This is a genomic window from Streptococcus sp. ZY19097, assembly GCF_040731245.1.
In the GTDB taxonomy this organism is placed as follows: Bacteria; Bacillota; Bacilli; order Lactobacillales; family Streptococcaceae; genus Streptococcus; species Streptococcus orisratti.
Genome location: NZ_CP160400.1, coordinates 758,874 through 780,457 on the forward strand (window position 1 = coordinate 758,874; position 21,584 = coordinate 780,457).

Annotated in this window: 21 protein-coding genes and 2 pseudogenes; 21 read left to right on the forward strand and 2 right to left on the reverse strand. The window is 39.5% G+C overall.

Going from position 1 to position 21,584, the window contains the following annotated elements; translation table 11 throughout:
* Nucleotides 1-21: 21 nt before the first annotated feature.
* From ABZ559_RS03800 to ABZ559_RS03840, 9 genes and pseudogenes are all read left to right on the forward strand, one after another.
* Nucleotides 22-984, forward strand: a complete 963-nt coding sequence (locus ABZ559_RS03800) for a zinc-binding dehydrogenase (RefSeq protein ID WP_367007282.1) — start codon at nt 22-24, stop codon at nt 982-984.
* Between the two features lie 2 nt (nt 985-986).
* Nucleotides 987-1,430 (forward strand): MarR family transcriptional regulator, encoded by a 444-nt coding sequence (locus tag ABZ559_RS03805; RefSeq protein ID WP_321057902.1) that lies wholly within the window; start codon nt 987-989, stop codon nt 1,428-1,430.
* Nucleotides 1,423-2,040 (forward strand): annotated as a pseudogene (locus ABZ559_RS03810) (ABC transporter permease); the annotation flags it as partial. The gene ABZ559_RS03805 and the pseudogene ABZ559_RS03810, both read left to right, overlap by 8 nt.
* A 33-nt stretch (nt 2,041-2,073) precedes the next feature.
* Nucleotides 2,074-2,991 carry a glycine betaine ABC transporter substrate-binding protein gene (locus tag ABZ559_RS03815; protein ID WP_273414791.1) on the forward strand — a complete coding sequence of 306 codons (918 nt, stop codon included), beginning with the start codon at nt 2,074-2,076 and terminating at the stop codon, nt 2,989-2,991.
* 11 nt (nt 2,992-3,002) lie between these two features.
* On the forward strand, nt 3,003-3,770 hold the full coding sequence (locus tag ABZ559_RS03820; RefSeq protein ID WP_367007283.1) for an ABC transporter ATP-binding protein: 768 nt from the start codon (nt 3,003-3,005) through the stop codon (nt 3,768-3,770).
* The gene (locus ABZ559_RS03825) at nt 3,763-4,389 is read left to right on the forward strand and encodes an ABC transporter permease (protein ID WP_367007284.1); all 627 of its coding nucleotides are present in this window, start codon (nt 3,763-3,765) and stop codon (nt 4,387-4,389) included. Before ABZ559_RS03820 ends, ABZ559_RS03825 begins: the two co-directional genes overlap by 8 nt.
* 287 nt (nt 4,390-4,676) lie before the next feature.
* Nucleotides 4,677-6,455: an excinuclease ABC subunit UvrC gene (uvrC, locus tag ABZ559_RS03830; RefSeq protein WP_367007285.1), complete on the forward strand. Its 1,779-nt coding sequence runs from the start codon at nt 4,677-4,679 to the stop codon at nt 6,453-6,455.
* A gap of 134 nt (nt 6,456-6,589) precedes the next feature.
* A complete protein-coding gene (locus ABZ559_RS03835; RefSeq protein WP_367007286.1) occupies nt 6,590-7,678 on the forward strand; it encodes an ABC transporter permease in 1,089 nt (362 codons plus the stop codon).
* Nucleotides 7,678-8,352: an ABC transporter ATP-binding protein gene (locus tag ABZ559_RS03840; protein ID WP_367007621.1), complete on the forward strand. Its 675-nt coding sequence runs from the start codon at nt 7,678-7,680 to the stop codon at nt 8,350-8,352. Before ABZ559_RS03835 ends, ABZ559_RS03840 begins: the two co-directional genes overlap by 1 nt.
* A gap of 192 nt (nt 8,353-8,544) precedes the next feature.
* Here the strand turns inward: ABZ559_RS03840 and ABZ559_RS03845 are convergent, their stop codons facing one another.
* Nucleotides 8,545-9,747 (reverse strand): IS110 family transposase, encoded by a 1,203-nt coding sequence (locus ABZ559_RS03845; RefSeq protein WP_367007287.1) that lies wholly within the window; start codon nt 9,745-9,747, stop codon nt 8,545-8,547.
* 322 nt (nt 9,748-10,069) lie between these two features.
* On the opposite strand from ABZ559_RS03845, the gene ABZ559_RS03850 reads away from it, so the two are divergent.
* The 12 genes and pseudogenes from ABZ559_RS03850 (at nt 10,070) to ABZ559_RS03905 (ending at nt 20,012) form a co-directional block, all read left to right on the forward strand.
* Complete coding sequence (locus tag ABZ559_RS03850) at nt 10,070-10,759, forward strand: response regulator transcription factor (RefSeq protein ID WP_367007288.1); 690 nt, start codon at nt 10,070-10,072, stop codon at nt 10,757-10,759.
* Nucleotides 10,752-11,816, forward strand: coding sequence for a HAMP domain-containing sensor histidine kinase (locus tag ABZ559_RS03855; protein ID WP_367007289.1), 1,065 nt, complete (start codon nt 10,752-10,754; stop codon nt 11,814-11,816). The genes ABZ559_RS03850 and ABZ559_RS03855 overlap by 8 nt, the downstream gene beginning before the upstream one ends.
* Nucleotides 11,817-11,959: 143 nt before the next feature.
* The gene (locus ABZ559_RS03860) at nt 11,960-12,268 is read left to right on the forward strand and encodes a metalloregulator ArsR/SmtB family transcription factor (RefSeq protein WP_273414723.1); all 309 of its coding nucleotides are present in this window, start codon (nt 11,960-11,962) and stop codon (nt 12,266-12,268) included.
* A gap of 94 nt (nt 12,269-12,362) precedes the next feature.
* Nucleotides 12,363-13,536, forward strand: a pseudogene (locus ABZ559_RS03865) (NADH-dependent flavin oxidoreductase).
* A gap of 202 nt (nt 13,537-13,738) precedes the next feature.
* On the forward strand, nt 13,739-13,894 hold the full coding sequence (locus ABZ559_RS03870; RefSeq protein WP_018374901.1) for a hypothetical protein: 156 nt from the start codon (nt 13,739-13,741) through the stop codon (nt 13,892-13,894).
* A 220-nt stretch (nt 13,895-14,114) separates the two neighbouring features.
* On the forward strand, nt 14,115-14,576 hold the full coding sequence (locus ABZ559_RS03875) for a MarR family transcriptional regulator (protein WP_018374900.1): 462 nt from the start codon (nt 14,115-14,117) through the stop codon (nt 14,574-14,576).
* Nucleotides 14,540-15,790 carry an acyl-CoA thioesterase/BAAT N-terminal domain-containing protein gene (locus ABZ559_RS03880; RefSeq protein WP_367007290.1) on the forward strand — a complete coding sequence of 417 codons (1,251 nt, stop codon included), beginning with the start codon at nt 14,540-14,542 and terminating at the stop codon, nt 15,788-15,790. The genes ABZ559_RS03875 and ABZ559_RS03880 overlap by 37 nt, the downstream gene beginning before the upstream one ends.
* Nucleotides 15,791-16,268: 478 nt before the next feature.
* Nucleotides 16,269-16,871, forward strand: coding sequence for a nitroreductase family protein (locus tag ABZ559_RS03885; RefSeq protein WP_367007291.1), 603 nt, complete (start codon nt 16,269-16,271; stop codon nt 16,869-16,871).
* On the forward strand, nt 16,871-17,299 hold the full coding sequence (locus ABZ559_RS03890) for an ACT domain-containing protein (RefSeq protein ID WP_367007292.1): 429 nt from the start codon (nt 16,871-16,873) through the stop codon (nt 17,297-17,299). The genes ABZ559_RS03885 and ABZ559_RS03890 overlap by 1 nt, the downstream gene beginning before the upstream one ends.
* The gene (gene pepV / locus ABZ559_RS03895; protein ID WP_367007293.1) at nt 17,289-18,695 is read left to right on the forward strand and encodes a dipeptidase PepV; all 1,407 of its coding nucleotides are present in this window, start codon (nt 17,289-17,291) and stop codon (nt 18,693-18,695) included. Before ABZ559_RS03890 ends, pepV begins: the two co-directional genes overlap by 11 nt.
* A gap of 63 nt (nt 18,696-18,758) precedes the next feature.
* Nucleotides 18,759-19,343 carry a uracil-DNA glycosylase family protein gene (locus ABZ559_RS03900; protein WP_018374895.1) on the forward strand — a complete coding sequence of 195 codons (585 nt, stop codon included), beginning with the start codon at nt 18,759-18,761 and terminating at the stop codon, nt 19,341-19,343.
* A 153-nt stretch (nt 19,344-19,496) separates the two neighbouring features.
* Entirely contained in the window at nt 19,497-20,012 is a 516-nt protein-coding gene (locus ABZ559_RS03905) for a hypothetical protein (protein ID WP_273414717.1), read from the forward strand.
* Nucleotides 20,013-20,093: 81 nt separating this feature from the next.
* Here ABZ559_RS03905 and mnmE read toward each other — a convergent pair whose 3' ends face one another.
* A complete protein-coding gene (gene mnmE / locus ABZ559_RS03910) occupies nt 20,094-21,467 on the reverse strand; it encodes a tRNA uridine-5-carboxymethylaminomethyl(34) synthesis GTPase MnmE (protein ID WP_367007294.1) in 1,374 nt (457 codons plus the stop codon).
* Nucleotides 21,468-21,584: the final 117 nt, after the last annotated feature.

Sequence of the window (21,584 nt, forward strand, 5' to 3'; positions counted from 1 at the left end):
TTGACTAATTTAGGAGAGGCTATGAAAGCAGTAGTGGTGAGTCGTCCAGGTGGCGTTGATGTTTTAGAAATTAAAGATGTCGATAAACCCCAGCTTAAGGATGGTTGGAGTCTAGTAAAGGTTAAAGGATTTGGGATTAATCATTCTGAGATTTTCACGCGTCAGGGGCTATCTCCTAGCGTGTCTTTCCCGCGTATTTTAGGGATTGAATTGGTTGGGGTGATTGAGGAAACAAGTGAGCCTGACCGCTTTTCAGTAGGCCAACGTGTGGTCGCTATGATGGGAGAACTTGGACGTGCCTATGATGGTGGTTATGCCGAATATGCTTTGGTACCCAACAAGTTTCTCTATCTTGTTGATACAGACTTGGAATGGGCTGATTTTGCCAGTGTGCCCGAAACCTACTATACGGCTTTTGGATCCTTGAAAAATCTTAAAATTGAAGCAAGTGATAAGGTTTTGGTCCGAGCGGGGGCAAGCGGTGTCGGACAGGCCTTTATAAAATTGGCTAAAGGACAATTTCCAAATTTGAATATCGTTGCTTCGGTTCGTCACTTGTCCAAAAAAGATTCATTATTGGCTTCTGGATTTTCAGATGTTATTCTGGAAAAGGATGGTAAATTGCAGACAGCAGAAAACTTTAGTAAGATTTTAGAATTGGTTGGTCCAGCAACCATTTCGGACTCACTGGCCCATTTGCAAGAAGGTGGCATTGTCTGTTCGACAGGCCAGCTGGGAGGTAAATGGTATCTAGAGAATTTTGACCCTATTGAAAAGCTGTGGAACAATGTTTATTTGACCACCTTTGCATCTGGAAATATTACTCAAAGCAAGTTGCAGGAACTGTTTGACTTTATCAAAACCTATGACGTTGCAGTTGGTCCAGAGAAAATTTTTAAACTTGAGGACATTCAGCAAGCTCATGCTTATTTGGAAAGTTCGCATGCCTTTGGGAAAGTTATTGTTTTGAATGAGGAGGAATAAGAGTGGTTACAAATGCAAAAAAATACGCACGTTTGCGCGATGAACAGTTTTCCTTATTTGAAAATTATGCAAGAAAACATGGCATGAATGGTAAGAGTCTTTTGATTTTTTTGTGGATTTATCATAATCCTAACGGGATAACTCAGGAATGGATTGCTAAGCGAACTTTTTCAAGCAAGCAAGTGGTTCAGGCTGTAGTGAAAAATTATCTTGAAAAAGGTTGGCTTTACCTAGAACCTAGTCAAACAGACAAGCGTAAAAAATTGGTTCGATTGAGTAAAGAGGGGCAAGAGAGAGTTGACCGGTTGATTAAGCCATTGGATCGTATTGAAGAGAAAGCCATGGAAAGTCTTTCATTGGAACAACAAGAGTTACTTTTGGTGACTACAGAGGCTTTTTCACGGAAATTTCGGTCTTTATTGGAGGGAGCCGTGGTGAATGATTGAGCAAATTTTTCAGTATTTTTCGGAAAATAGCAGAGCTTACAGTCAAGCCTTACTGGAACACCTTAGCTTGAGTGGGCAGGCACTACTAATTGCCCTTGTCCTAGGATTTCCTTTGGGCTACTTTAGCTCTAATAGACCTAAAATGAAGCAAGTCGCTAGTCTTCTTACTCAGGGGTTGCGTGTTATTCCAAGCTTGGGAATTTTGTTCCTACTCATTCCCTTGATTGGAGTTGGTAAGACTCCAGCTTTGATTGCTTTAGTCGTACTGGGCTTGCCGCCAATTTTACTTAATACGATTGTCGGTTTCAATGAAGTACCGGTCGTCTTGGTAGAAACAGGTGTGGGTCTTGGAATGACCAACTGGCAGCTTTTGAAAAAGGTGACTTTTCCCTTGGCGTTGCCACACATTTTAAATGGTGTTAAATTAGCTCTAGTTGAGATTATTGCTAGTGCTAGTCTGGCTACTTATATTGGTGCTGGGGGCTTGGGAAATTTAATTTTCACTGGTCTGGGGCTTTACCGTTATGATTTATTGTTGATAGGGGGCGGTTCGGTAGCTCTGCTATCTTTTCTCAGTATGATTATTTTCGATGCCATGATAAACCGATTGACCAAGAGATACAGGCATCACGAGGAGAAACAAATGAAGAATAAAAAAGTGATTTTAGGGGCGCTTTTAGCCATTATTTTAGTAATTGTTGGAGCCTTTGTCTGGGCAGGTAATAGTAAAAAGGAAAGTCAAACTAGTCAGACTGACTCAGTTATCCGCATTGGATCCAAGGATTTTACAGAAAATCTTGTGGTTGCTGAAATTTATGCATTGGCTTTGGAAGATAAAGGATATAAGGTGGAACGTGTGGCCAATATTTCCAGTTCTTTGATCCACAATTCCCTTATTAATGATGAAATTGATCTTTATCCTGAATATACTGGAACCGGCTTACTATCCATTCTCAAAGCAGATATGGAAACCGATCCGCAAAAGGTTTATGACAAGGTGAAAAAGGCCTATGAGAAAAAATTCCAAGTGACATGGTTAGACTATGCTCAAGCTAATGACAGTCAGGGATTGGTTATCCGTACTTCTGTTGCTGAGAAATTAGGCATTAAAACCATTTCAGATTTACAAAAACATGCTGGTGAATTGCGGTTTGCTTCACAGGGAGAATTTGACCAACGCGAGGATGGTTTGGCTGGTTTGTCTAAAACCTATGGTGACTTTGTTTGGAAATCTTCGCAAGTCTACGACAACAGCTTGAAATATTCTATTCTGGAAAATGATCAAGCCGATGTGACACCTGCTTACACTACTGAGGGGCAACTGGTTAACACGGACAAGTTCACCTTACTGGAAGATGATAAACAATTTTGGCCACCATATAATTTGGCACCAGTTGTCCGTGACCAAGTTTTAAAAGCTAATCCAGATTTGGCTGATATTCTTAATCAGGTTTCAGCGAAGTTAGACACAACCACGGTTACCCAACTCAATGCCAAAGTTGACGTTGATGGTCAGGATTATGAAGAAGTGGCTAAGGCATTTTATAAGGAAATAAAATAGAAAGAGTTGACATGACAAATATCATTCAGTTTAATAAGGTTAGCAAAGTTTATGGTCAAAAAAAGGTCGTTGATCAGCTGACTCTTAATATTGAAGCGGGAGAATTTATCACCATTTTGGGGACTTCTGGTTCTGGTAAAACCACAACGCTTAAGATGATTAATCGTCTGATTGAACCTACTTCTGGCACGATATTTTTTGAGGGGCACGATGTTTCAACGTTAGATGCGGTAGCTTTACGCCGTAAAATTGGTTATGTTGTGCAGCAAATAGGACTTTTTCCACATATGACTGTGGAAGAAAATATTGCAACGGTCCCTAAGCTTCTCGGGTGGGAAAAAGAGAAGATTGTGGCGAGAAGTCGGGATTTACTAGACCTGATGCAGTTGCCGTATGACCAATATGCTAAACGTTACCCAGAGGAACTTTCGGGCGGTCAGCAGCAGCGAGTTGGTGTTGCGCGTGCCTTAGCAGCAGATCCCGATGTCATGCTTTTTGACGAACCTTTCGGTGCTATTGACGCTATCACTCGAAGTGATTTACAAGAACAGCTCTTGGGAATTCATCAAAAACTTAAAGATAAAACTTTTATTTTTATCACACATGATATTTACGAAGCTTTTAAGTTAGGAACACGGGTGTTGATTATGGATGAGGGAAGGATTGCCCAGTTTGACAGCCCAGAGGCGATTTTGAAAAATCCACAAAATGACTTTGTTAAACGCCTTTTGGAAACTGCTAGGGCTCAAGAAAGTTTATGGAGGAGTGCCAGTGATTGAGTATTTTCAAAAATCTTCTGACAAGTTGCTAACCGCTTTGCTTGAACATATCGAAATTAGCGGGCTCTCCCTACTCTTTGCTCTAATTCTAGCGGCCTTGGTCACGGTTGTATTACTTTTTCGTGTAGAGTTGAGACAGGCGTCAGTATATGTCTTGTCCCTCTTCTATGCCATTCCCTCCTTTGCCCTTTTTGCCTTGCTCATTCCTTTAACTGGATTAGGGAGAACAACGGCTATTATTGTTTTAGTTATCTACGCACAATATACTTTGGTCAGAACCTTTTTAGCAGGATTCACTCAGATTGACAGTAGTATCCTAGAGGTAGCAAAAGGTATGGGCATGACTAGTTGGCAGATATTGACCAAGGTGCAATTTCCTTTAGCACAGCGCTCCATTTTCACTGGTATTCGTCTCGCAGCAAACTCTATCATAGCTATTGCGACCATTGCGGCGACAATCAATGCGGGTGGGCTTGGAACAATTCTCTTTGATGGTCTAAGAACCATGAGCATGCCTAAGCTTCTTTGGGGAATATTGCTAACCGTTGGACTGAGCTTGCTTACCAATATTGTCATTTATCTTGTAGAAGAATTGATAAAACCAGAAAAAGTCAGCTAATACTCTTCGAAAATCAAAATTATCCGTTGTCAACTTGCCTTGATGAACTCAAGTTCTATCGTCAGCTTCGTTTCCTAGGCTACTTTTGATTTTCATTGAGTATAACCTGACTTTTTTGATTTTTATGTCAACCTTTCAATAAGAATCAGTGTTAGATGTTGATGATCTGATTTAATGTAATCCAATACCCCCACAGCACCTTGTCTCGTACTAGAAGTAAACTGAACGATAGTAAATAAAGGATTGAAGAAAATTGTTCCCACTGAACTTTCTGGTATAATAAAGCTATGAACGATTTAATCAAACATAAGCTGGAATTATTACCGGATAGTCCGGGGTGTTATATTCACAAGGACAAAAATGGAACTATTATCTATGTTGGAAAGGCTAAAAACTTAAAAAATCGCGTGCGCAGCTATTTTCATGGTAGCCACGACACCAAAACAGAACTTTTGGTGTCTGAAATTTCCGATTTTGAATACATTGTCACTGAGTCAAATACTGAAGCTCTTCTTTTGGAAATCAATCTTATCCAAGAAAATATGCCTAAGTATAACATTCGTCTCAAGGATGACAAATCCTATCCTTTTTTAAAAATCACCAATGAACATTACCCTCGCTTGGTGATTACACGACAAATCAAAAAGGATGGTGGTCTTTACTTTGGTCCTTATCCTGACTCGGGAGCTGCTACGGAGATTAAACGTCTCTTAGATAGGCTTTTTCCTTTTAAAAAATGTACTAATCCTGCCAACAAAGTTTGTTTTTACTATCATCTAGGGCAGTGCCATGCTCACACTATTTGCCATACTGATAAGGCTTACTGGGAGGAATTAAAGGAAGATGTCAAGAATTTCCTAAATGGTAAGGATGATAAGATTGTGAATGAGCTACGCCAGAAGATGACCAGGGCCTCGGAGCTTATGGAATTTGAACGGGCAGCTGAGTACCGCGACCTGATTGAAGCGGTCGGGCTTTTGCGCACCAAACAACGCGTCATGAATCAGGATATGCAGGATCGAGACATCTTTGGTTACTATGTGGATAAAGGGTGGATGTGTGTTCAAGTTTTCTTTGTTAGACAAGGGAAACTCATCCAACGTGATGTTAATATGTTTCCCTACTACAATGAAGAGGAAGAAGATTTCCTGACCTTTATCGGACAATTTTATCAGGACAAGCGGCATTTTATTCCCAAGGAAATTTTTATTCCCAAGAACATTGACGAAGAATTGGTCAAGGCATTGGTTAATACTAAGATTATCAAGCCGCAGCGTGGCGAGAAGAAGCAGCTAGTTAATCTGGCCATAAAAAATGCTCGAGTTAGTTTGCAGCAAAAATTTGATCTTGTTGAAAAGGATCTAAAGAAAACACACGGTGCTATCGAAAATATTGGTAACTTGCTCAATATTCCCAAACCTGTCCGTATTGAAGCCTTTGATAATTCCAATATTCAAGGAACAAGTCCTGTGGCTGCTATGGTGGTTTTTGTGGATGGCAAGCCAAGTAAGAAAGATTATCGAAAATTTAAAATTAAAACCGTCGTTGGCCCTGATGACTATGCTAGCATGCGTGAAGTGATCTATCGTCGCTATAGCCGTGTGTTAAAGGATGGCTTGACACCACCTGACCTTATTATCATTGATGGAGGGCAAGGGCAGGTCAATGTAGCACGTGAAGTCATTGAAGATAAGCTGGGTCTAGATATTCCCATAGCTGGTTTGCAAAAAAATGATAAACACCAGACTCACGAACTCCTCTTTGGCAATCCCTTGAAAGTGGTGCCCTTACCACGGCAATCTGAAGAATTTTTTCTTTTCCAACGTATTCAGGATGAAGTTCACCGCTTTGCTATTACCTTTCATCGGCAATTGCGTGGAAAAAATTCCTTCTCCTCAAAATTGGATGGTATTTCAGGACTTGGTCCAAAGCGTAAGCAGTTGCTTATGAAGCATTTCCGAAGCTTACCTAATATTCAAAAAGCTAACATTGACGACATTGTTAATTGTGGTATTCCACGTGCTGTGGCACAAGAGGTCAAAGAAAGGTTAGATAGTCTTCAATAAAAATTATGCGGTGTTTACTTAGACTGTTAATCTGAACATGTAGGCTGCTGAAACATTTTCTCATTTCCTGTAAAAAGGTCATATTAAGGTCATAAAGCTGTGCTATACTGCTTTGTGAATGGAGGAAATGTCATATGAAATATGCTTTTAAGGAAATATTGTTCTATAAGAAGAAATATTTCTTAGTAGAAGGTTTAGTAATTCTCATGATTTTTATGGTCATGTTCTTGTCTGGCTTGACTAATGGTCTTGGTCAAGCTGTTAGTTCGGGAATTGAGCAACTAGATGTACAGTATTTTCTCATTAATGAAGATGTTGAGGGGATCATTCCCTACTCAACCTTAACGGAGGCACAGCAAGCGGACATTTTGGATTTAGATTTGTCTGATACTGAGGAGTTAAATATCCAACGTAGCACCTTGACGCTTCAAGGAGAAAAAGACAAGTTGGAAGTGACTTACTTCGTCCTCGGAAATGAGAGTACACTCTTGCCAAAATTAACCACTGGTAAATCATTTAGTAGCAAGTCTAATGGAATTGTCTTAGATGAGAGCTTTAAAGTAGACGGAATTGAAGTTGGTGATAAGGTAAAAGATAAAAATGGCGAAACAAGCTTTGTTGTAACGGGATTTACCAAAGGTTATATGTATGGACATAGTTCAGTTGGCTTTATCAGTCAAGCAAGTTATTCCTCCTTGGTTAAAGTCAGCAATCCCAATTATAGCTTCAGTCCACAGGTCATCATGAGCAAGGATAAGAGTTTAAAAACAGCCACCATTAGCAAGGCAGAGGTTAAAACAAAATCAGGAATTATCAATAAAATTCCAGGATACTCAGCGGAACAATCCACCCTACAAATGATTCTTTGGGTACTCGTTGTGGCTTCTGTGGCTATACTAGCTGTTTTCTTTTACATTATCACTTTAGAAAAGCGCCAGCAATTTGGCGTATTAAAGGCTATTGGTATGCCGATGTCAGCCATTGCAAGTCAGCAAATCAGTCAAGTTTTCTTACTTTCTTTAATCGGGGTCATTTTTGGAGATTTATTATCACTAGCGATGGCTAGGATCTTACCAGTTAAAATGCCGTTTTATCTACAGTGGCAAAATATGGGTATTATTTCACTGGTATTTGTAGTCGTTACCGTTTTGTCTAGTTTGGTATCGATTCATCGCGTTTCTCGTATTGATCCAGTTGAAATTATAAATGGAGGTGAAGAATGATGCCAGCAATTTTAGACTTAAAAGATATCCAAAAAAGCTTTCAAGATGGGGAAGAAAAACGCACTGTTTTAAATAACTTACAACTCGAAGTGGCAGCGGGAGAATTCGTAGCTATTTTGGGACCGTCGGGTTCGGGTAAAAGTACTCTACTATCTATCGCTGGGGTTCTCATGTCAGCAGATAAAGGGCATATTATTTTGGACGGTCAAGACATTAGTCAGGCGACACAAAAAATCTGGACCAGTATTCGTCGTGAAAAAATTGGTTTTGTCTTTCAAAGCCACCAGTTACTTCCTTACCTGACAGTTTATGACCAATTACTCATGGCAGCAAAGATTAGTCGGGTCAAGAATTTGGATCAACGCATAAAAGAGTTGTTAGATGATTTAGGCATTAGTGACTGCGCTAAAAAATTTCCTAAACAATTATCTGGTGGTCAAAAACAAAGGGCTGCGATTGCTAGAGCTTTCTTGGCTAAGCCTGCCTTGATACTTGCTGACGAACCAACGGCTAGCTTGGATGAAGCACGGGGTCGCCAAATTGCTGAATTACTTCAAAAAGAGACCAAGGAAAATCACTCGGCTGCGATTATGGTTACTCATGATGAACGAATTTTGGATGTAGTTGATCACGTTTATCGACTTAAAGAGGGTCAGCTTTTTCAAGAAAAGTAATATGTGAACTCTTTTTCTACCATTTGTCAAGTCTATCAAGGTTTTAGAGAAAAAATAATTTTCATACAGTCATCAAAATAGGGAAGTGACCTTACTTTACACTAAAGATTTACATAAAAAGTGTATACAAAACCAACACCTTATTTTGTGATTTTTGAAATAAGGTGTTACAATAATATGGCATAAACAGTTTTACCGATTTTGGGTAGAAGTATAATCGTAAAGCTTATTATGCGTAATGAGGTAATACATTGTCCGAATGAGACGGTGTATGGAGGCAATCGTGTGTGGCTTGGTTGAAGTCGTTTGCGATTGTCTTTTTCGTTTCTCATAAAAGTCTGCAATATGGCAAGGATTAGTGTGACTAGCTGAAGCGATATTGTGAATGCACTTGAACAGAATCTTTCTAGCGTAGGGATTGCCACGCTTGGTAATGTATTCCTTAGCGATGAAGTTTCCAGATTCATAGTGTCTTAGGTCAATACCGATAAAGGCATTGATTTGATTGGCAGACTGAAAACGGCGAATATCTCCCAGTTCACCAATAATACTTGTTGCAGTCGTCTCAGCGATACCAGGAATAGAAAGCAGAATGTCATACTCTGGTAAAGGTTGAGCTATTTCCACCATCTGGTCTAAGACTGCCTGTCTCTGTTCAGAAAGTCTAAGCAATTCTTTTGCATAGTAACGCACCTCTTCCAGCATTGGAGAGGTTTTCTTAACGGCACAATAAGACTGATTAGCTAGTGCTATAAGTTTCTCAGCTAAGTAAGCCACACGCTTGTCCGAAATACGTTTTGAGGTGGACTGACGGATGCTCTTTGAGAGTTCATCCTTGCTTAACTCAAGCACGAAGTCCTTGCAAGGAAACGCAGTAACTAAGTTCCAGTATTGTTCCCCAGTTGGCGTTGATAAGATAGTCTCCAACTCTGGGAAAGTGACCTGTAAGACCTTGTGTAGACGATTTTTAGCCCGAACAATGTCCTCAGTCAGATTCTGATAGAAACGGCTGAGATCCCGCAAGTCTTGATAGACTTCTTCTTGGACATAGGTCGGTTTACGATTCAGCACAAATTGAGATTGAGCCAGTTTTTCGGCGTCAAGTTGATCTGTTTTCCGCACACGCAAGCTATCCAGTTGCTTCTTAGCTTCCAAGGGATTAAGCCGTGTATAAGCATAGCCGTTATCTTCCAGAAAAGCTTGAAGACGGCGAGAATAGACACCAGTCGCCTCGAAGACAATTTCTGGATTATGGACGGTCTTCAAATCCCCAAGTAGCCGAGCAAAGCCAATGGCATCATTGGGCATGGTATAGCCATGAACCTTCTCGCCGTTGACTAGAATGGCCACTTCTGAACTTACTTTACTCACATCAATCCCAAAAACTGCACGCATGATATTACCTCTTTGTCTTGAATGATTCCTTGTTTTAGAGATGTCATTTTCAATACTCGACGTCTAGCGTCCCACATACTTTGATAACATTCTTTCTAAAACAGGTGTCTTGCCAGTTTTTGTTGCGACGTCTAGCGTCAAAAAGCCCCACGACTTAACAAGACACCTCTACTTTATCATAAAGAAAAAGTAGTGAGTACTTCCTCCCGTCAGAGATTTCCTCACTACTAATCTTAGTATGTTTCTTTTGATTTGATTGTTTAATCTCAGTCAGCACTATTTTTAGAAAACTGTTCGGTGTGTAGGGTAGGAAGGAGATGCTTTGCTTCATATTTTATTGGCAGAAGATGATCAGGTTCTTCAGCATTTACTGGCTACAGTCCTTCGTCAAGAGGGGTATCAGGTTAGCTTAGCTAATGATGGACAAGAGGCTTTGGATATTTTTGAACATGATTTTATTGATTTTTTAATTACAGATGTGATGATGCCCAAAGTGGATGGCTATGAGCTGATTGATAGCCTTAGGTTTACTAAGCCCGACTTGCCTATTTTAATCTTAACCGCTAAGGGTGGTTTGGAGGACAAGGAAAAGGGTTTCGGTTTTGGAGCAGATGACTATATGGTTAAGCCCATCCAGCTTAAAGAACTCATTTTGCGGGTGGAATCGCTTTGTAGAAGAGCTCGACTTCAGACCAGTCAACGACTACAAATTGGAGCTTTGCTATTGGATCAAGAACCTCTAACGGTGACGGATGGCGTCATAAGTACAAGCTTTGCTCCAAAGGAGTTTCAAGTACTTTACAAATTGGTAGGGCACCCAAATAAAATTTTTACCCGACTAGATTTGCTTGATAGTATTTGGGGCATTGAAACTGACCACGATGAGCGGGTTGTTGATGCTTGCATTAAAAAGGTTCGGAAAAAAATTCTTCCCTACTCTCAAGTCTCCATTGAGACCGTCAGAGGATTAGGATACAAAGCTCTTGTCAGGGAGGAGAAGCTTGATGGTTAAAAAGCATTTTCGTTTGCCGCTGAGAACCTATTTCACTTTTTTGTTTTGTGTGATTCTGTTTCTGTCCTGTCTTTTGTCAATTGTCTTGGTTTTGGGCATTTATAGCGTTTTTTATAAGGATATACCAACCAAAGAGAGTTTATATGTGCTGTCTTTCTGTACTTGTCTGCTGACCTTTCTTTTTGGCGCCTTAAGCATGTGGTTTGGGGCTTACCATCTTACTAAACCAATCGTTGAACTTAATCAGGTGGTTAAGGCAGTGGCTCAGGGAGATTACAGTCATACGATTGTGCGTAAACAATCCCTCCGTAAAGATGCTGATTACCTTAATGAAATTGATGAACTGGCTGAAAGTTTCAACAGTATGATCGGTACCTTAAGTCGAACGGACAGGATGCAAAAAGACTTTGTCAGCAATGTTTCCCATGAATTCAAAACTCCGTTGGCCTCACTAGTCAGTATTGCAGAATTGTTAGAAAATGGCGCGCTGAGTGAGAAGGAAGAAAAGACTTTACTCACTTTGCTAAAATCAGAGAGCCTACGTCTGTCCAATCTATCCACTACCCTACTAGACTTGTCCCACTTGGATTATTTGGACAAGATGCCTCTAAATGAGATTGTTAGGATAGATGAACAGATACGCCATGCTCTCATTCTAATTACCGAAAAATGGACGGAAAAAGAGATTGCTTTGACCTTTGATGCTCCAGCTACTAGTATCAGAACAAATGCTGACTGGTTGATGATGATTTGGATAAATCTTATCGAAAATGCGGTCAAGTATAGTAGTGATAGAGTACATTTGGAAATTTGCCTTCGGGATAAGGGAGATTTCGTAGAAGTTGTCATTTCAGACGATGGCATTGGCTTGTCTAAAGAAGAAATAGAACATATCTTTGATCCCTTCTATCAGGCAGATGATTCGCGTCACATTTCAGGAAATGGCCTTGGTTTGGCACTGGTTAAGCGTATCTTGACACTCATGGAAGCTGACATTTCCTACCAAAGCCAAAAAGGACAGGGAACTCAGATTAAACTCTCTCTACCCAAAAAATAGTTTATGGATTAATTCTTTTAAAAGGTTTTGAGATAAAATCCCTAGAAAGATCTGTTTCTATTGAAGGACCTTCTTTCTATATTTCCGAATTTCTATGTTGAGAAAAAGATTGACATATCGAGAAAAAACGATATAATGAACTTATGGAAACAATAGAAATCTTCAAAGCTTTAGCGAATGAACATCGATTGCAAATCTTAAAATGGTTAAAATCTCCCAAGGATTACTTTGTAAATGAAGGACATCCAGAGATAGATGAAGAAAGTGTTGGAGTTTGTGTGGGAGAGATTCAGAAAAAACTGGGTCTGACTCAGTCGACAACTTCTCATTACTTGGCTATCTTGCAGAAAGCAAATCTTCTAACGGCCACCCGTATCGGCAAATGGACCTATTACCGTCGAAATGAGGAAACCATTTCTCAGCTCTGCCATTTGTTAGAAAAAGAGATTTAGAGTCAACTTTGACTCTTCTATTTTAGAATTATATATCGATAAAATTAGATATATCGTTTTGAGGTTCTATATTTTTAGAAAAAGGAGAAAAATTATGACACATCATGTAACAGACACAGTGACTCTTCGCCGCGGGGCTCAACTGACTTCGCGTATTGCCATGGCACCTATGCAAACTCATTCAGGTAAGCGTGGTGGTTTTGTATCGGAAGACACCATTCGCTACTATGAAGCGCGCTCACAGGCGGCAAGTTTATTAATTTCTGAGTTTCACTATGTGAGTGAAAACGGTGGACCAGCTTATGTCCCAGGTTACCCAGAGCAACTTGGGGCTTATTCAGATGAGCACTTAGAAGGCTTGACACGGCTAGCACAGGCCTTGAAGAAAGATGGCAATAAAGCTGTTTTACAAATTCACCATGGAGGTCGTGCTGCTGTTGGGCGTGCAGTGAGTGGAGAAGACGTGGTCGCACCAAGTGCTATTAATTTCTCATTTTTAGACTATCCTGTGCGTGAGTTAACACATGAAGAAATTTTGGAAATTATTGCGGATTTTGGTAGGGCGACCAAGCGCAGGCTTTGATGGCGTTGAGATTCACGGGGCCAATCACTATCTGATTCAACAATTCTTTTCTAGTTTATCTAATCATCGTACAGATGAGTGGGGAGGTAGTCTGGAGAAACGCATGGCCTTTCCACTAGCAGTTGTTAAAGAAGTTAAACGTGTAGTGGCAGAAGCAGGACCAGAAAACTTTATTATCGGCTATCGAATTAGTCCAGAGGAAATTCACGGAGATGCGATTGGTTATACTTATAAAGAGTCCACCCAGTTGATTGCTCAGGTGGTGAAACAGGAGTTGGATTATATCCATCTATCACTTTGGGCAGGCTATGGGTCTGGCCCTGCAGATACAGATAAATCTTATGCTCAACTTTTCAAGGAAGTTATTGATGCCTCAACCAAGCTGATGATTGTTGGTGGTGTCTTCTCAGAAGAAGAGGCTCAAGATGCGGTTGAAAACTATGCGGACTTGATTGCAGTGGCACGTGGGACCTTGGTGGAGCCACAATTTGCTAAAAAAGTCCTAGAAGGTCATGGGGAGGAGATTCTTCATGAAATTAGTCCAGAAAGTTTAGACTATGTGACATGGACACCAGGGCTGAAAGAAGCCTTTAGTCGAGCAGATTCTCTAGGTTTACCAAAAATGCCTGGAGGAGAGAATATCTATCACCTCCACACAGGGCGGTTTGATATGTTTAAAAACTAGTAAGAGCATATAAAACATAAAAAATAAATGTCATGCTAAGTTTATGTTTACTAAACTTGTATATTATCAACGAAGTAAACATTTCGGAAATTAAACTTATTTCAAAAAATCAAAATCGTCTTAGACGTATTTGAGGAAACGGCTTGTAAAGTATTCAAATCTCTCTATTATAACTAGTAATTGGATAATTTGCAGAAGCGTTATGGTAGCAAAAAAAATTGAAAATATCTTGAATTTTACCCCAAATGTTAGAGAAAAATCTAACATTTGGGGTACTTTTCCTATGAAGTTAAACTATGAGAATAAGGTTGACATTAACAACTTAGGGACATTTGATCGGACTTGGTATAGCTTTTAGTCAAAAATTTGGTATTAATGAATTAAATCTAGAATATCTGGTTTGACTGATTGGTAAACATTGGCTAGAGAGTACTTGAAAAGGGGAAATGCTATTCGATAATCACTAAGATTTGCTCTGTATTTATATTAAACGGTGAAAAGGAGTTTTTGAAGAGTCGCTTTTTTCTTGACAGTCTATCTTGTATTTTGTTAATATACTTAACAAAAGGAGATGGCAGATGACTTATGACGATGTAATAGTGACCTTTAATCAATTTTTTAAGAAGTATCAAGAATTAGAATACAGACAGCACAAGATTGATGATTTAAATTTTGCTGAAGTAGAAACATTAGTTTTAATTGCAAGAAATCCCCAACTCACTTTAGCAGAAATTGCTAGAAAAAGACAGACTAGTCGAAGCGCGGTTACTCAACTAGTCAAACGTATGGAGACTAAAAATTATCTCAGTCGTGTTGAGAAAGATTCAAAACAATATACCTTTAACTTAACCAAAATCGGACAAAAAGTATATCAAAGCCACCAATACCAGCATGAGTATTTGGTTGAGCAATTAAATGGGGTTTTAGCTAATTATCCAGATACGTTCTATAGGCAATTATTTAGCCTAATGGCGGAGGTAGAAAAAGTATGGGAGGAATTGCCATGGGATACAAGAAATGTAAGCAAGCATGTCAAGTGATTGTCAAAGATGAAAGTAAACTTGCTGATGTTCCTATGGATATAGTTATAAAAAACTTACCTGTTTTTACAGAGGTTAAGCTTGTTCTTGAATTGGAAAACTATTACTGCATTAATGCTCCTATGAAACTTGATAAATCTGTTAAATGGCAATCATCTGCTGTCTTTTTGACAAGTGCTGATGGTGAAATTATTCTATCTCAAAGTCCAGCAATCAGAGGAGATTATAGGGGAATTAACCAAATGGCATTATTCGAAAGATTGCATCCTGAAAAAATGATAAGATCTTCGACTACCACTAGATTTAATGAAATACCTCTTAATGATTCTTTTGATTGTCAATTATTCGTTTACCAAGATGAACAACTTTTAGGAAAGTGTTCTTTTAAGAGATACTACCTTCAGAAAAATCTTACTTTCCAGAATGTTACCCTTGAAAGGGCTGTTGGTAGAGTATTTTATGGAAAAGAGTGGAAGAAAACACCAGCCATTATTGTACTTAGTGGAAGTGAGGGAGGGATTGAAAAAGCTCAAAATATTGCGCAACTTTTAGCAAGCAGGGGGTATGTAACATTAGCTCTAGCCTATTTTGGTGTAGATGGTTTATCTAATCAGTTAAAGCGGATTCCTCTTGAAATTATAGAGGAAGCATTGAATTATTTGAAAAATTTAAAGTGTGTAGATTCTAATAGAATTGGGCTTTATGGTCGTTCTAAAGGTGCGGAGTTTGGCCTTCTAGCAGCTTGTTATTTTAACGCATTAAAAGTCCTAGTACTCAATGCTCCCACGGATTGTGTTTTTGAAGGTATTAACGGTATCTGGCCATCAGGAACATCTTCATGGACATACAGAGGGCTGGAATTAGCCTATACCAAATTTCAATGGTTACACTATTTGTTCGAGATTTTTACCCGAAAGAGGAAATTACATAAAAATGATGCTAGCCTTTTTCCAGTGGAGAAGTTGACCTCATCAGTTTTGTTTATTGCTTCTATAGCTGATGAGGTTTGGGATGCTTATGGAGCTGTCAAAAACATTAGAAGTAGGGTAGGTAGTGATTGTAAATATGCTTTCTTGGTAACGCCTCATCTTGGGCATATGAACACTGTCAGTTATCAACCAAATTTAAGGTATAAAAAAATGGATCCTGATTTACTTCAAGAGGATACAAGAATTAGTTGGAATGCTACTTTAGAACAGTTTAAGAAATTATAATAGACGTGTGAAGTCACAGTTTATTTTACTATTGTTTATCCCTCAAATTTTTACAGGACAAAAAGGGGTTGTCAGCGCCTGTCAGGGAGTTCTATGAGTCACTCAGTGCTTTTCAAACGACAGAATTAAGAAATAATGAAATTGCCAAGGGGCTTATTGCGTCATCTGGTCTATGGCTATAAGCTTAAAATGTAAGTTATACTCTTCGAAAATCAAAATTATCCGTTGTCAACTTGCTTTGATGAACTCAAGTTCTATCGTCGGCTTCGTTTCCTAGGCTACTTTTGATTTTCATTGAGTATTAGCTCTACTTTTTCTGATATTTAGCAAAGATAGGGTGAATGGCTATATGTTTCATTTTGAGCGAGTGTGAAGTTCAAAAAGCTCCGCTATTTTCCAAGGAAATGATGCGAAAATGCTGAAAACTCTTTCAAAAAATGGTAGAATAGTGACATCAAATGCTTAGAAAGGTTTTCCTATGAAATTCCTCGAATTAAACAAAAAACGTCATGCTGTTAAAGAATTTAATGACAAGCCAGTCGATTACAAAGACTTAAGAACAGCTATTGAAATTGCAACTTTAGCGCCGTCAGCTCATAATGTTCAGCCTTGGAAATTTGTGGTTGTAGATGAGAAAAAATCTGATTTAGCGGTTAATCTTCCAGCTCTTAATAAAAAACAAGTTGAGCAAGCTCAATATGTTGTTGCCATTTTTACAGATACCGATCTCGTTCAAAGGGCACGTAAAATTGCCCGTATCGGACGTAAAAATTTACCAGATGATTTGATTGGCTATTATATGGAAACCTTGCCGCCACGTTTTGCTAATATGGAAACTCAAGAAAAAGGGGAGTATTTAGCTCTCAACGCTGGATTGGTTGCGATGAACCTAGTTTTAGCTCTGACCGATCAAGGAATTTCTTCAAACATCATTCTTGGTTTTGACAAATCAACTACTAACGATGTTCTTGGTATTGACAAGCGTTTCCGTCCAGAATTGCTCATCACAATAGGTTATAGTGACCTCAAACCAGAACCAAGCTATCGCCTACCAGTGGATGAAATTATTGAGGTAAGGTAGTGGCAGCCATCAAAGATTTAAATCAGCTTTTAGCGAGCATGGAGCCTGTTTTAAAAGAAGAGGTTTTTGTGTTTTCGACCTTGACCGCCGCGTCACAACTTCCTTTTAACTTGATTGAGGCAAGTATTAAGGAAGAGGAAGGTTTGTCAGTTCTTGTCACAGAAAAAGTTGCACACGCCTATGGCTTAGAGGCTCAGTTTAGATCAGCTTGGATTACGCTAAATGTTCACTCTGATTTAGCTACGGTGGGTTTAACAGCCGCTTTTGCAAGCGCATTAGGAGAAGTTGGTTTGAGCTGCAATGTGGTAGCTGGTAATTACCATGATCATATCTTAGTGCCATATGATAAAGCGGACTTGGCGATGAGAACATTAAAAGCATTACAAGAAGTAGCACAGAAAGAGAGTTTAGAGAAACATGACAATTGATTTTAAAGCAGAGGTTGACAAACGCAAAGATGCCATGATGGAGGACTTGTTTAGCCTCTTGCGCATTAATTCAGAACGAGACGATTCTCAAGCTGATAGCACACATCCATTTGGACCTGGACCAGTCAAAGCTCTAGAGCATTTTTTGGCAATGGCAGAGCGTGATGGTTATAAAGCCCGCAACATTGATAATTACGCTGGTGATTTTGAATTTGGTGTGGGAGATGAAGTTCTTGGGATTTTTGCCCATTTGGATGTCGTACCAGCAGGCAGTGGCTGGGACACCAACCCTTACGAGCCAGTCATCAAAGATGGCAAACTCTATGCGCGTGGGTCATCAGATGACAAAGGTCCAACAATGGCTTGCTATTATGCTCTTAAAATCATCAAAGAACTTGGCTTACCAGTGTCTAAAAAAGTCCGTTTCATCGTTGGTACCGACGAAGAATCGGGCTGGGGTGACATGGACTATTATTTCACCCACAATGGTCTCAAAGATCCAGATTTCGGCTTCTCACCAGACGCAGAGTTTCCTATCATCAATGGTGAAAAAGGTAACATCACAGAGTATCTTCATTTTGCTGGTGATAATAGCGGAGCATTTACCTTGAATAGCTTTGCTGGCGGACTTCGTGAAAATATGGTACCTGAATCAGCAACCGCATCCTTCACTGCAGATTTTGCGTTAGCAGATTTACAAGAAAAATTGAATGCATTCATTACAGAATATCCAGTGACAGCTGAGCTTAAAGAAGAAGCGGATCAATTTGTCTTGACAGTCTTTGGTAAATCAGCCCATGGTTCAACACCAGAAGCGGGAATCAATGGTGCCACTTATCTGGCCAAATTTCTCAATCAATTTGCTTTTGAAGGTTCTGCCAAAGTTTACCTTGACCTCACCGCAACTGTCCTTCACGAAGACTTTGCTGGTGAAAATTTAGGTGTAGCCTACACAGACGCTAAAATGGGGCCTCTAAGCATGAACGCAGGTGTCTTCAACTTTGTCAAAACTTCTGCTGACAATACCATTGCGTTGAACTTCCGTTACCCACAAGGGACAGATGCTCAAACCATCAAAGTAGGTCTTGAAAAATTAGAAGGCATTAGCAAGGTGACCTTGTCAGAACATGAACACACTCCTCACTATGTGCCTGCAGATGATCCATTGGTGGCAACGCTTTTGTCAGTTTATGAAAAACAAACTGGCCTCAAAGGTCATGAACAAATCATAGGTGGCGGAACTTTTGGACGTCTCTTAAAACGAGGCGTGGCCTTCGGTGCCATGTTCCCAGACTACACAAACACCATGCATCAAGCCAATGAATTCGCTGATGTAGAAGACCTTTACCGAGCCGCAGCCATCTATGCTGAAGCCATTTATGAGTTAATCAAATAATATAAACTAAGAGAGCTAAGACAATGATTTAGCTCTTTTAACTTATATGGTAAGGAGAAAATGATGACCTCACTTGATAAGATTATTTTAGATATTATGGCTGATTCACAAAATCAGTCATTTACTAAGGCTGGTATTGAACCACTTTTTGCAGCGCCTAAGACCGCACGAATAAATATCGTTGGTCAGGCACCAGGTATTCGTGCTCAGGAGTCGCGTCTCTACTGGAATGATCCTTCTGGTGATAACTTGCGAGACTGGCTTGGGGTGGATCGTAAGACTTTTTATGAATCTGGTTATTTTGCAGTTATTCCTATGGATTTCTATTTTCCGGGCACCGGTAAGTCAGGTGACCTCCCTCCACGTAGAGGATTTGCGGAGAAATGGCATGATAGAATCTTGGCAGAGTTGCCAGATATTCAACTGACTATTCTTGTCGGAAGTTATGCTCAACATTATTATCTTCGACAAAAATCATCCATAAAATTGACTGATAATGTTAAAAACTATAAAGAGTTTTTACCAGACTATTTTCCTTTGGTTCACCCCTCACCTCGGAATAATATCTGGCAGAAGAAAAATCCGTGGTTTAAAAATGAGGTCATACCAGAATTAAGACAGCTGGTATGGAAAATTTTAGAGGAGTAAAAGTAGATGAAAAAAGTTACTAGCTTGCTTTCTTTTTTCAATCATATTATAATGAAATGAAAATCAAAATGATAGATGATTCTGAGCTATACTTCAATGAGTTGAGAAAGTATGTTTTGGATTTCGGAGAATATAAGTTATTGGGAGCAGCTAATGAAATTTTTAACGATCATAAAAGCACTGCCCTTGATTTTGATTGCAGGGGCAGTGGTTTATTTTTCAATTTATATTTGTATTGATAACGGTGCATGGGCCTATATTGTAGCACGTTTACTAGGTTTAGAGGAAAAATATGCCAATAACGTTGAATGGATAGCTATCGCAATTCAATCTCTCTTTTTCACATCAGATTGGTTCTATGCTCGTATTAGAGCATTTCTCAATCGACGTTTACAGCGTTCAAAAGGTCTCAATCATCAGATTTATCTAGGTTATAAAGCAGGTATTGAATGTTTAATGGCACTTCCAAAACGGACCATTTTATTCAGTGTTTACCTCATACTGATAGTTGCGGAAAGTCTAGGACTGATTGCTAATGTTAAGGATTATACAGCGGTGATTGTTTTTATCATTGCCGTTGATAGAGTCACCAAGATTTGGCCGGAGGAAAAACAACGTCTCAAAAATTTTAGCAAAAAGGCTGCTAAACGAATCAAGAGTGTTAGTTAAAATAACGGTTTATTCAACAGAAACATGATAACCACGTCTATAAAAAAGTAAAACGGAAACAGTCATAGTCTCCGTTTTATTTTATTTTCCAAGGCAAAATTGACTAAAGAGTTGTGTAATAAGTTCATCTGGTGCGGCATCACCAGTGATTTCTCCCAAGATTTCCCAGCAGCGAGTCAGATCTACTTGAAGAAGATCAACAGGCATGCCTAATTCTAGTCCATCATTCACAGCTTGCAAGCTTTCAATAGCTTTTTCAATCAGAGAAATGTGGCGAGCGTTTGATAAGTAAGTAGCATCCTGTTCAATGATGTTGGCGTTATCAAAAAAGAGTTGATTAATACGTTCTTCAATAAGGTCAATATTTTGGTTTTTCAAAACAGAAATACGGATGACATCACTAGGCAACTCATCAACTTCAATGATTTCTGGTAAATCAGTCTTATTGAGCAAGATGATGCGGTTACTATTTTGACTGAGTTCTAACAAAGTACGGTCTTGTTCAGTGAGCTTTTCTGCTGCGTTGAGGACAAGTAGCACAAGGTCAGCTTCGTTAAGGGCTTTTTTGGAACGTTCAACACCAATTCTTTCAACGACATCATCTGTTTCGCGAATCCCAGCGGTATCAACAAGTTTGAGAGGAACGCCTTTGATATTGACGTATTCTTCGATGATATCACGAGTGGTGCCTTCAATGTTGGTAACGATGGCTTTTTCTTCACGAAGAAGGTTGTTGAGCAGACTTGATTTACCAACGTTTGGTCGGCCAATAATGGCTGTAGAAAGGCCTTCGCGCAAAATCTTACCACGGCGAGCTGTTCGTAGAAGATTTTCCAGAAGAGCCTGAAATTCTTGTGTCTTCTCACGCATGAGAGCAGTCGTCATCTCTTCAACATCATCGTACTCTGGATAGTCAATGTTAACTTCTACTTGAGCCAAGGTATTGAGAATTTCTTGGCGCGTGTTGTCAATCAGTTGCTTAAGTGATCCATCTAGTTGCTTGACGGCAATATTCATGGCTTTGTCTGTCTTTGCACGGATAATGTCCATGACAGCTTCGGCTTGAGTCAGATCTACACGGCCATTAAGAAAGGAACGCTTGGTAAACTCACCCGGCTCTGCCATTCTTGCGCCTTGGCGCAAAACTAGCTGTAAAATTTCATTGGTCACCGCAATACCACCGTGGGTGTTAATCTCCACCACATCTTCGCGTGTAAAAGTTTTAGGAGCCAACATGACACCAATCATCACCTCATCAAGGACTTCACCATTTTGCGGATCAACGATATGCCCATAATTTAAAGTATGAGAAGAAACCTTGCTAAGGTCTTTTCCTTTGAAGATTTTTTTGGTAATGGCTAGCGCATCGCTACCAGAGAGACGGATTATACCAATTGCTCCCTCTCCGAGAGGCGTAGCGATAGCAGTAATTGTATCGAATTCTTTAGTAATCATAGGACTATTGTAACGCAAAAGAACTTTGTAAGCAAGAAATTGAAGAGTGAGTAAACCCTCTATCTAACGAAGGAGGGAGGAAAATGTTTTCAAAAAAGAACTCAAAATGCTATAATA

Excerpts from the sequence above, each read along its gene's own strand:
- ABZ559_RS03885 (WP_367007291.1), top strand. The coding sequence starts at position 16,269 with ATGAAATTCCTCGAATTAAACAAAAAACGTCATGCTGTTAAAGAATTT.
- ABZ559_RS03880 (WP_367007290.1), top strand. The coding sequence starts at position 14,540 with ATGGGATACAAGAAATGTAAGCAAGCATGTCAAGTGATTGTCAAAGAT.
- ABZ559_RS03815 (WP_273414791.1), top strand. The coding sequence starts at position 2,074 with ATGAAGAATAAAAAAGTGATTTTAGGGGCGCTTTTAGCCATTATTTTA.
- ABZ559_RS03870 (WP_018374901.1), top strand. The coding sequence starts at position 13,739 with ATGGTAGCAAAAAAAATTGAAAATATCTTGAATTTTACCCCAAATGTT.
- ABZ559_RS03820 (WP_367007283.1), top strand. The coding sequence starts at position 3,003 with ATGACAAATATCATTCAGTTTAATAAGGTTAGCAAAGTTTATGGTCAA.
- ABZ559_RS03855 (WP_367007289.1), top strand. The coding sequence starts at position 10,752 with ATGGTTAAAAAGCATTTTCGTTTGCCGCTGAGAACCTATTTCACTTTT.
- ABZ559_RS03840 (WP_367007621.1), top strand. The coding sequence starts at position 7,678 with ATGCCAGCAATTTTAGACTTAAAAGATATCCAAAAAAGCTTTCAAGAT.
- mnmE (WP_367007294.1), bottom strand. The coding sequence starts at position 21,467 with ATGATTACTAAAGAATTCGATACAATTACTGCTATCGCTACGCCTCTC.
- ABZ559_RS03905 (WP_273414717.1), top strand. The coding sequence starts at position 19,497 with ATGAAATTTTTAACGATCATAAAAGCACTGCCCTTGATTTTGATTGCA.
- pepV (WP_367007293.1), top strand. The coding sequence starts at position 17,289 with ATGACAATTGATTTTAAAGCAGAGGTTGACAAACGCAAAGATGCCATG.
- ABZ559_RS03845 (WP_367007287.1), bottom strand. The coding sequence starts at position 9,747 with ATGCGTGCAGTTTTTGGGATTGATGTGAGTAAAGTAAGTTCAGAAGTG.
- uvrC (WP_367007285.1), top strand. The coding sequence starts at position 4,677 with ATGAACGATTTAATCAAACATAAGCTGGAATTATTACCGGATAGTCCG.
- ABZ559_RS03900 (WP_018374895.1), top strand. The coding sequence starts at position 18,759 with ATGACCTCACTTGATAAGATTATTTTAGATATTATGGCTGATTCACAA.
- ABZ559_RS03800 (WP_367007282.1), top strand. The coding sequence starts at position 22 with ATGAAAGCAGTAGTGGTGAGTCGTCCAGGTGGCGTTGATGTTTTAGAA.
- ABZ559_RS03875 (WP_018374900.1), top strand. The coding sequence starts at position 14,115 with ATGACTTATGACGATGTAATAGTGACCTTTAATCAATTTTTTAAGAAG.
- ABZ559_RS03835 (WP_367007286.1), top strand. The coding sequence starts at position 6,590 with ATGAAATATGCTTTTAAGGAAATATTGTTCTATAAGAAGAAATATTTC.
- ABZ559_RS03860 (WP_273414723.1), top strand. The coding sequence starts at position 11,960 with ATGGAAACAATAGAAATCTTCAAAGCTTTAGCGAATGAACATCGATTG.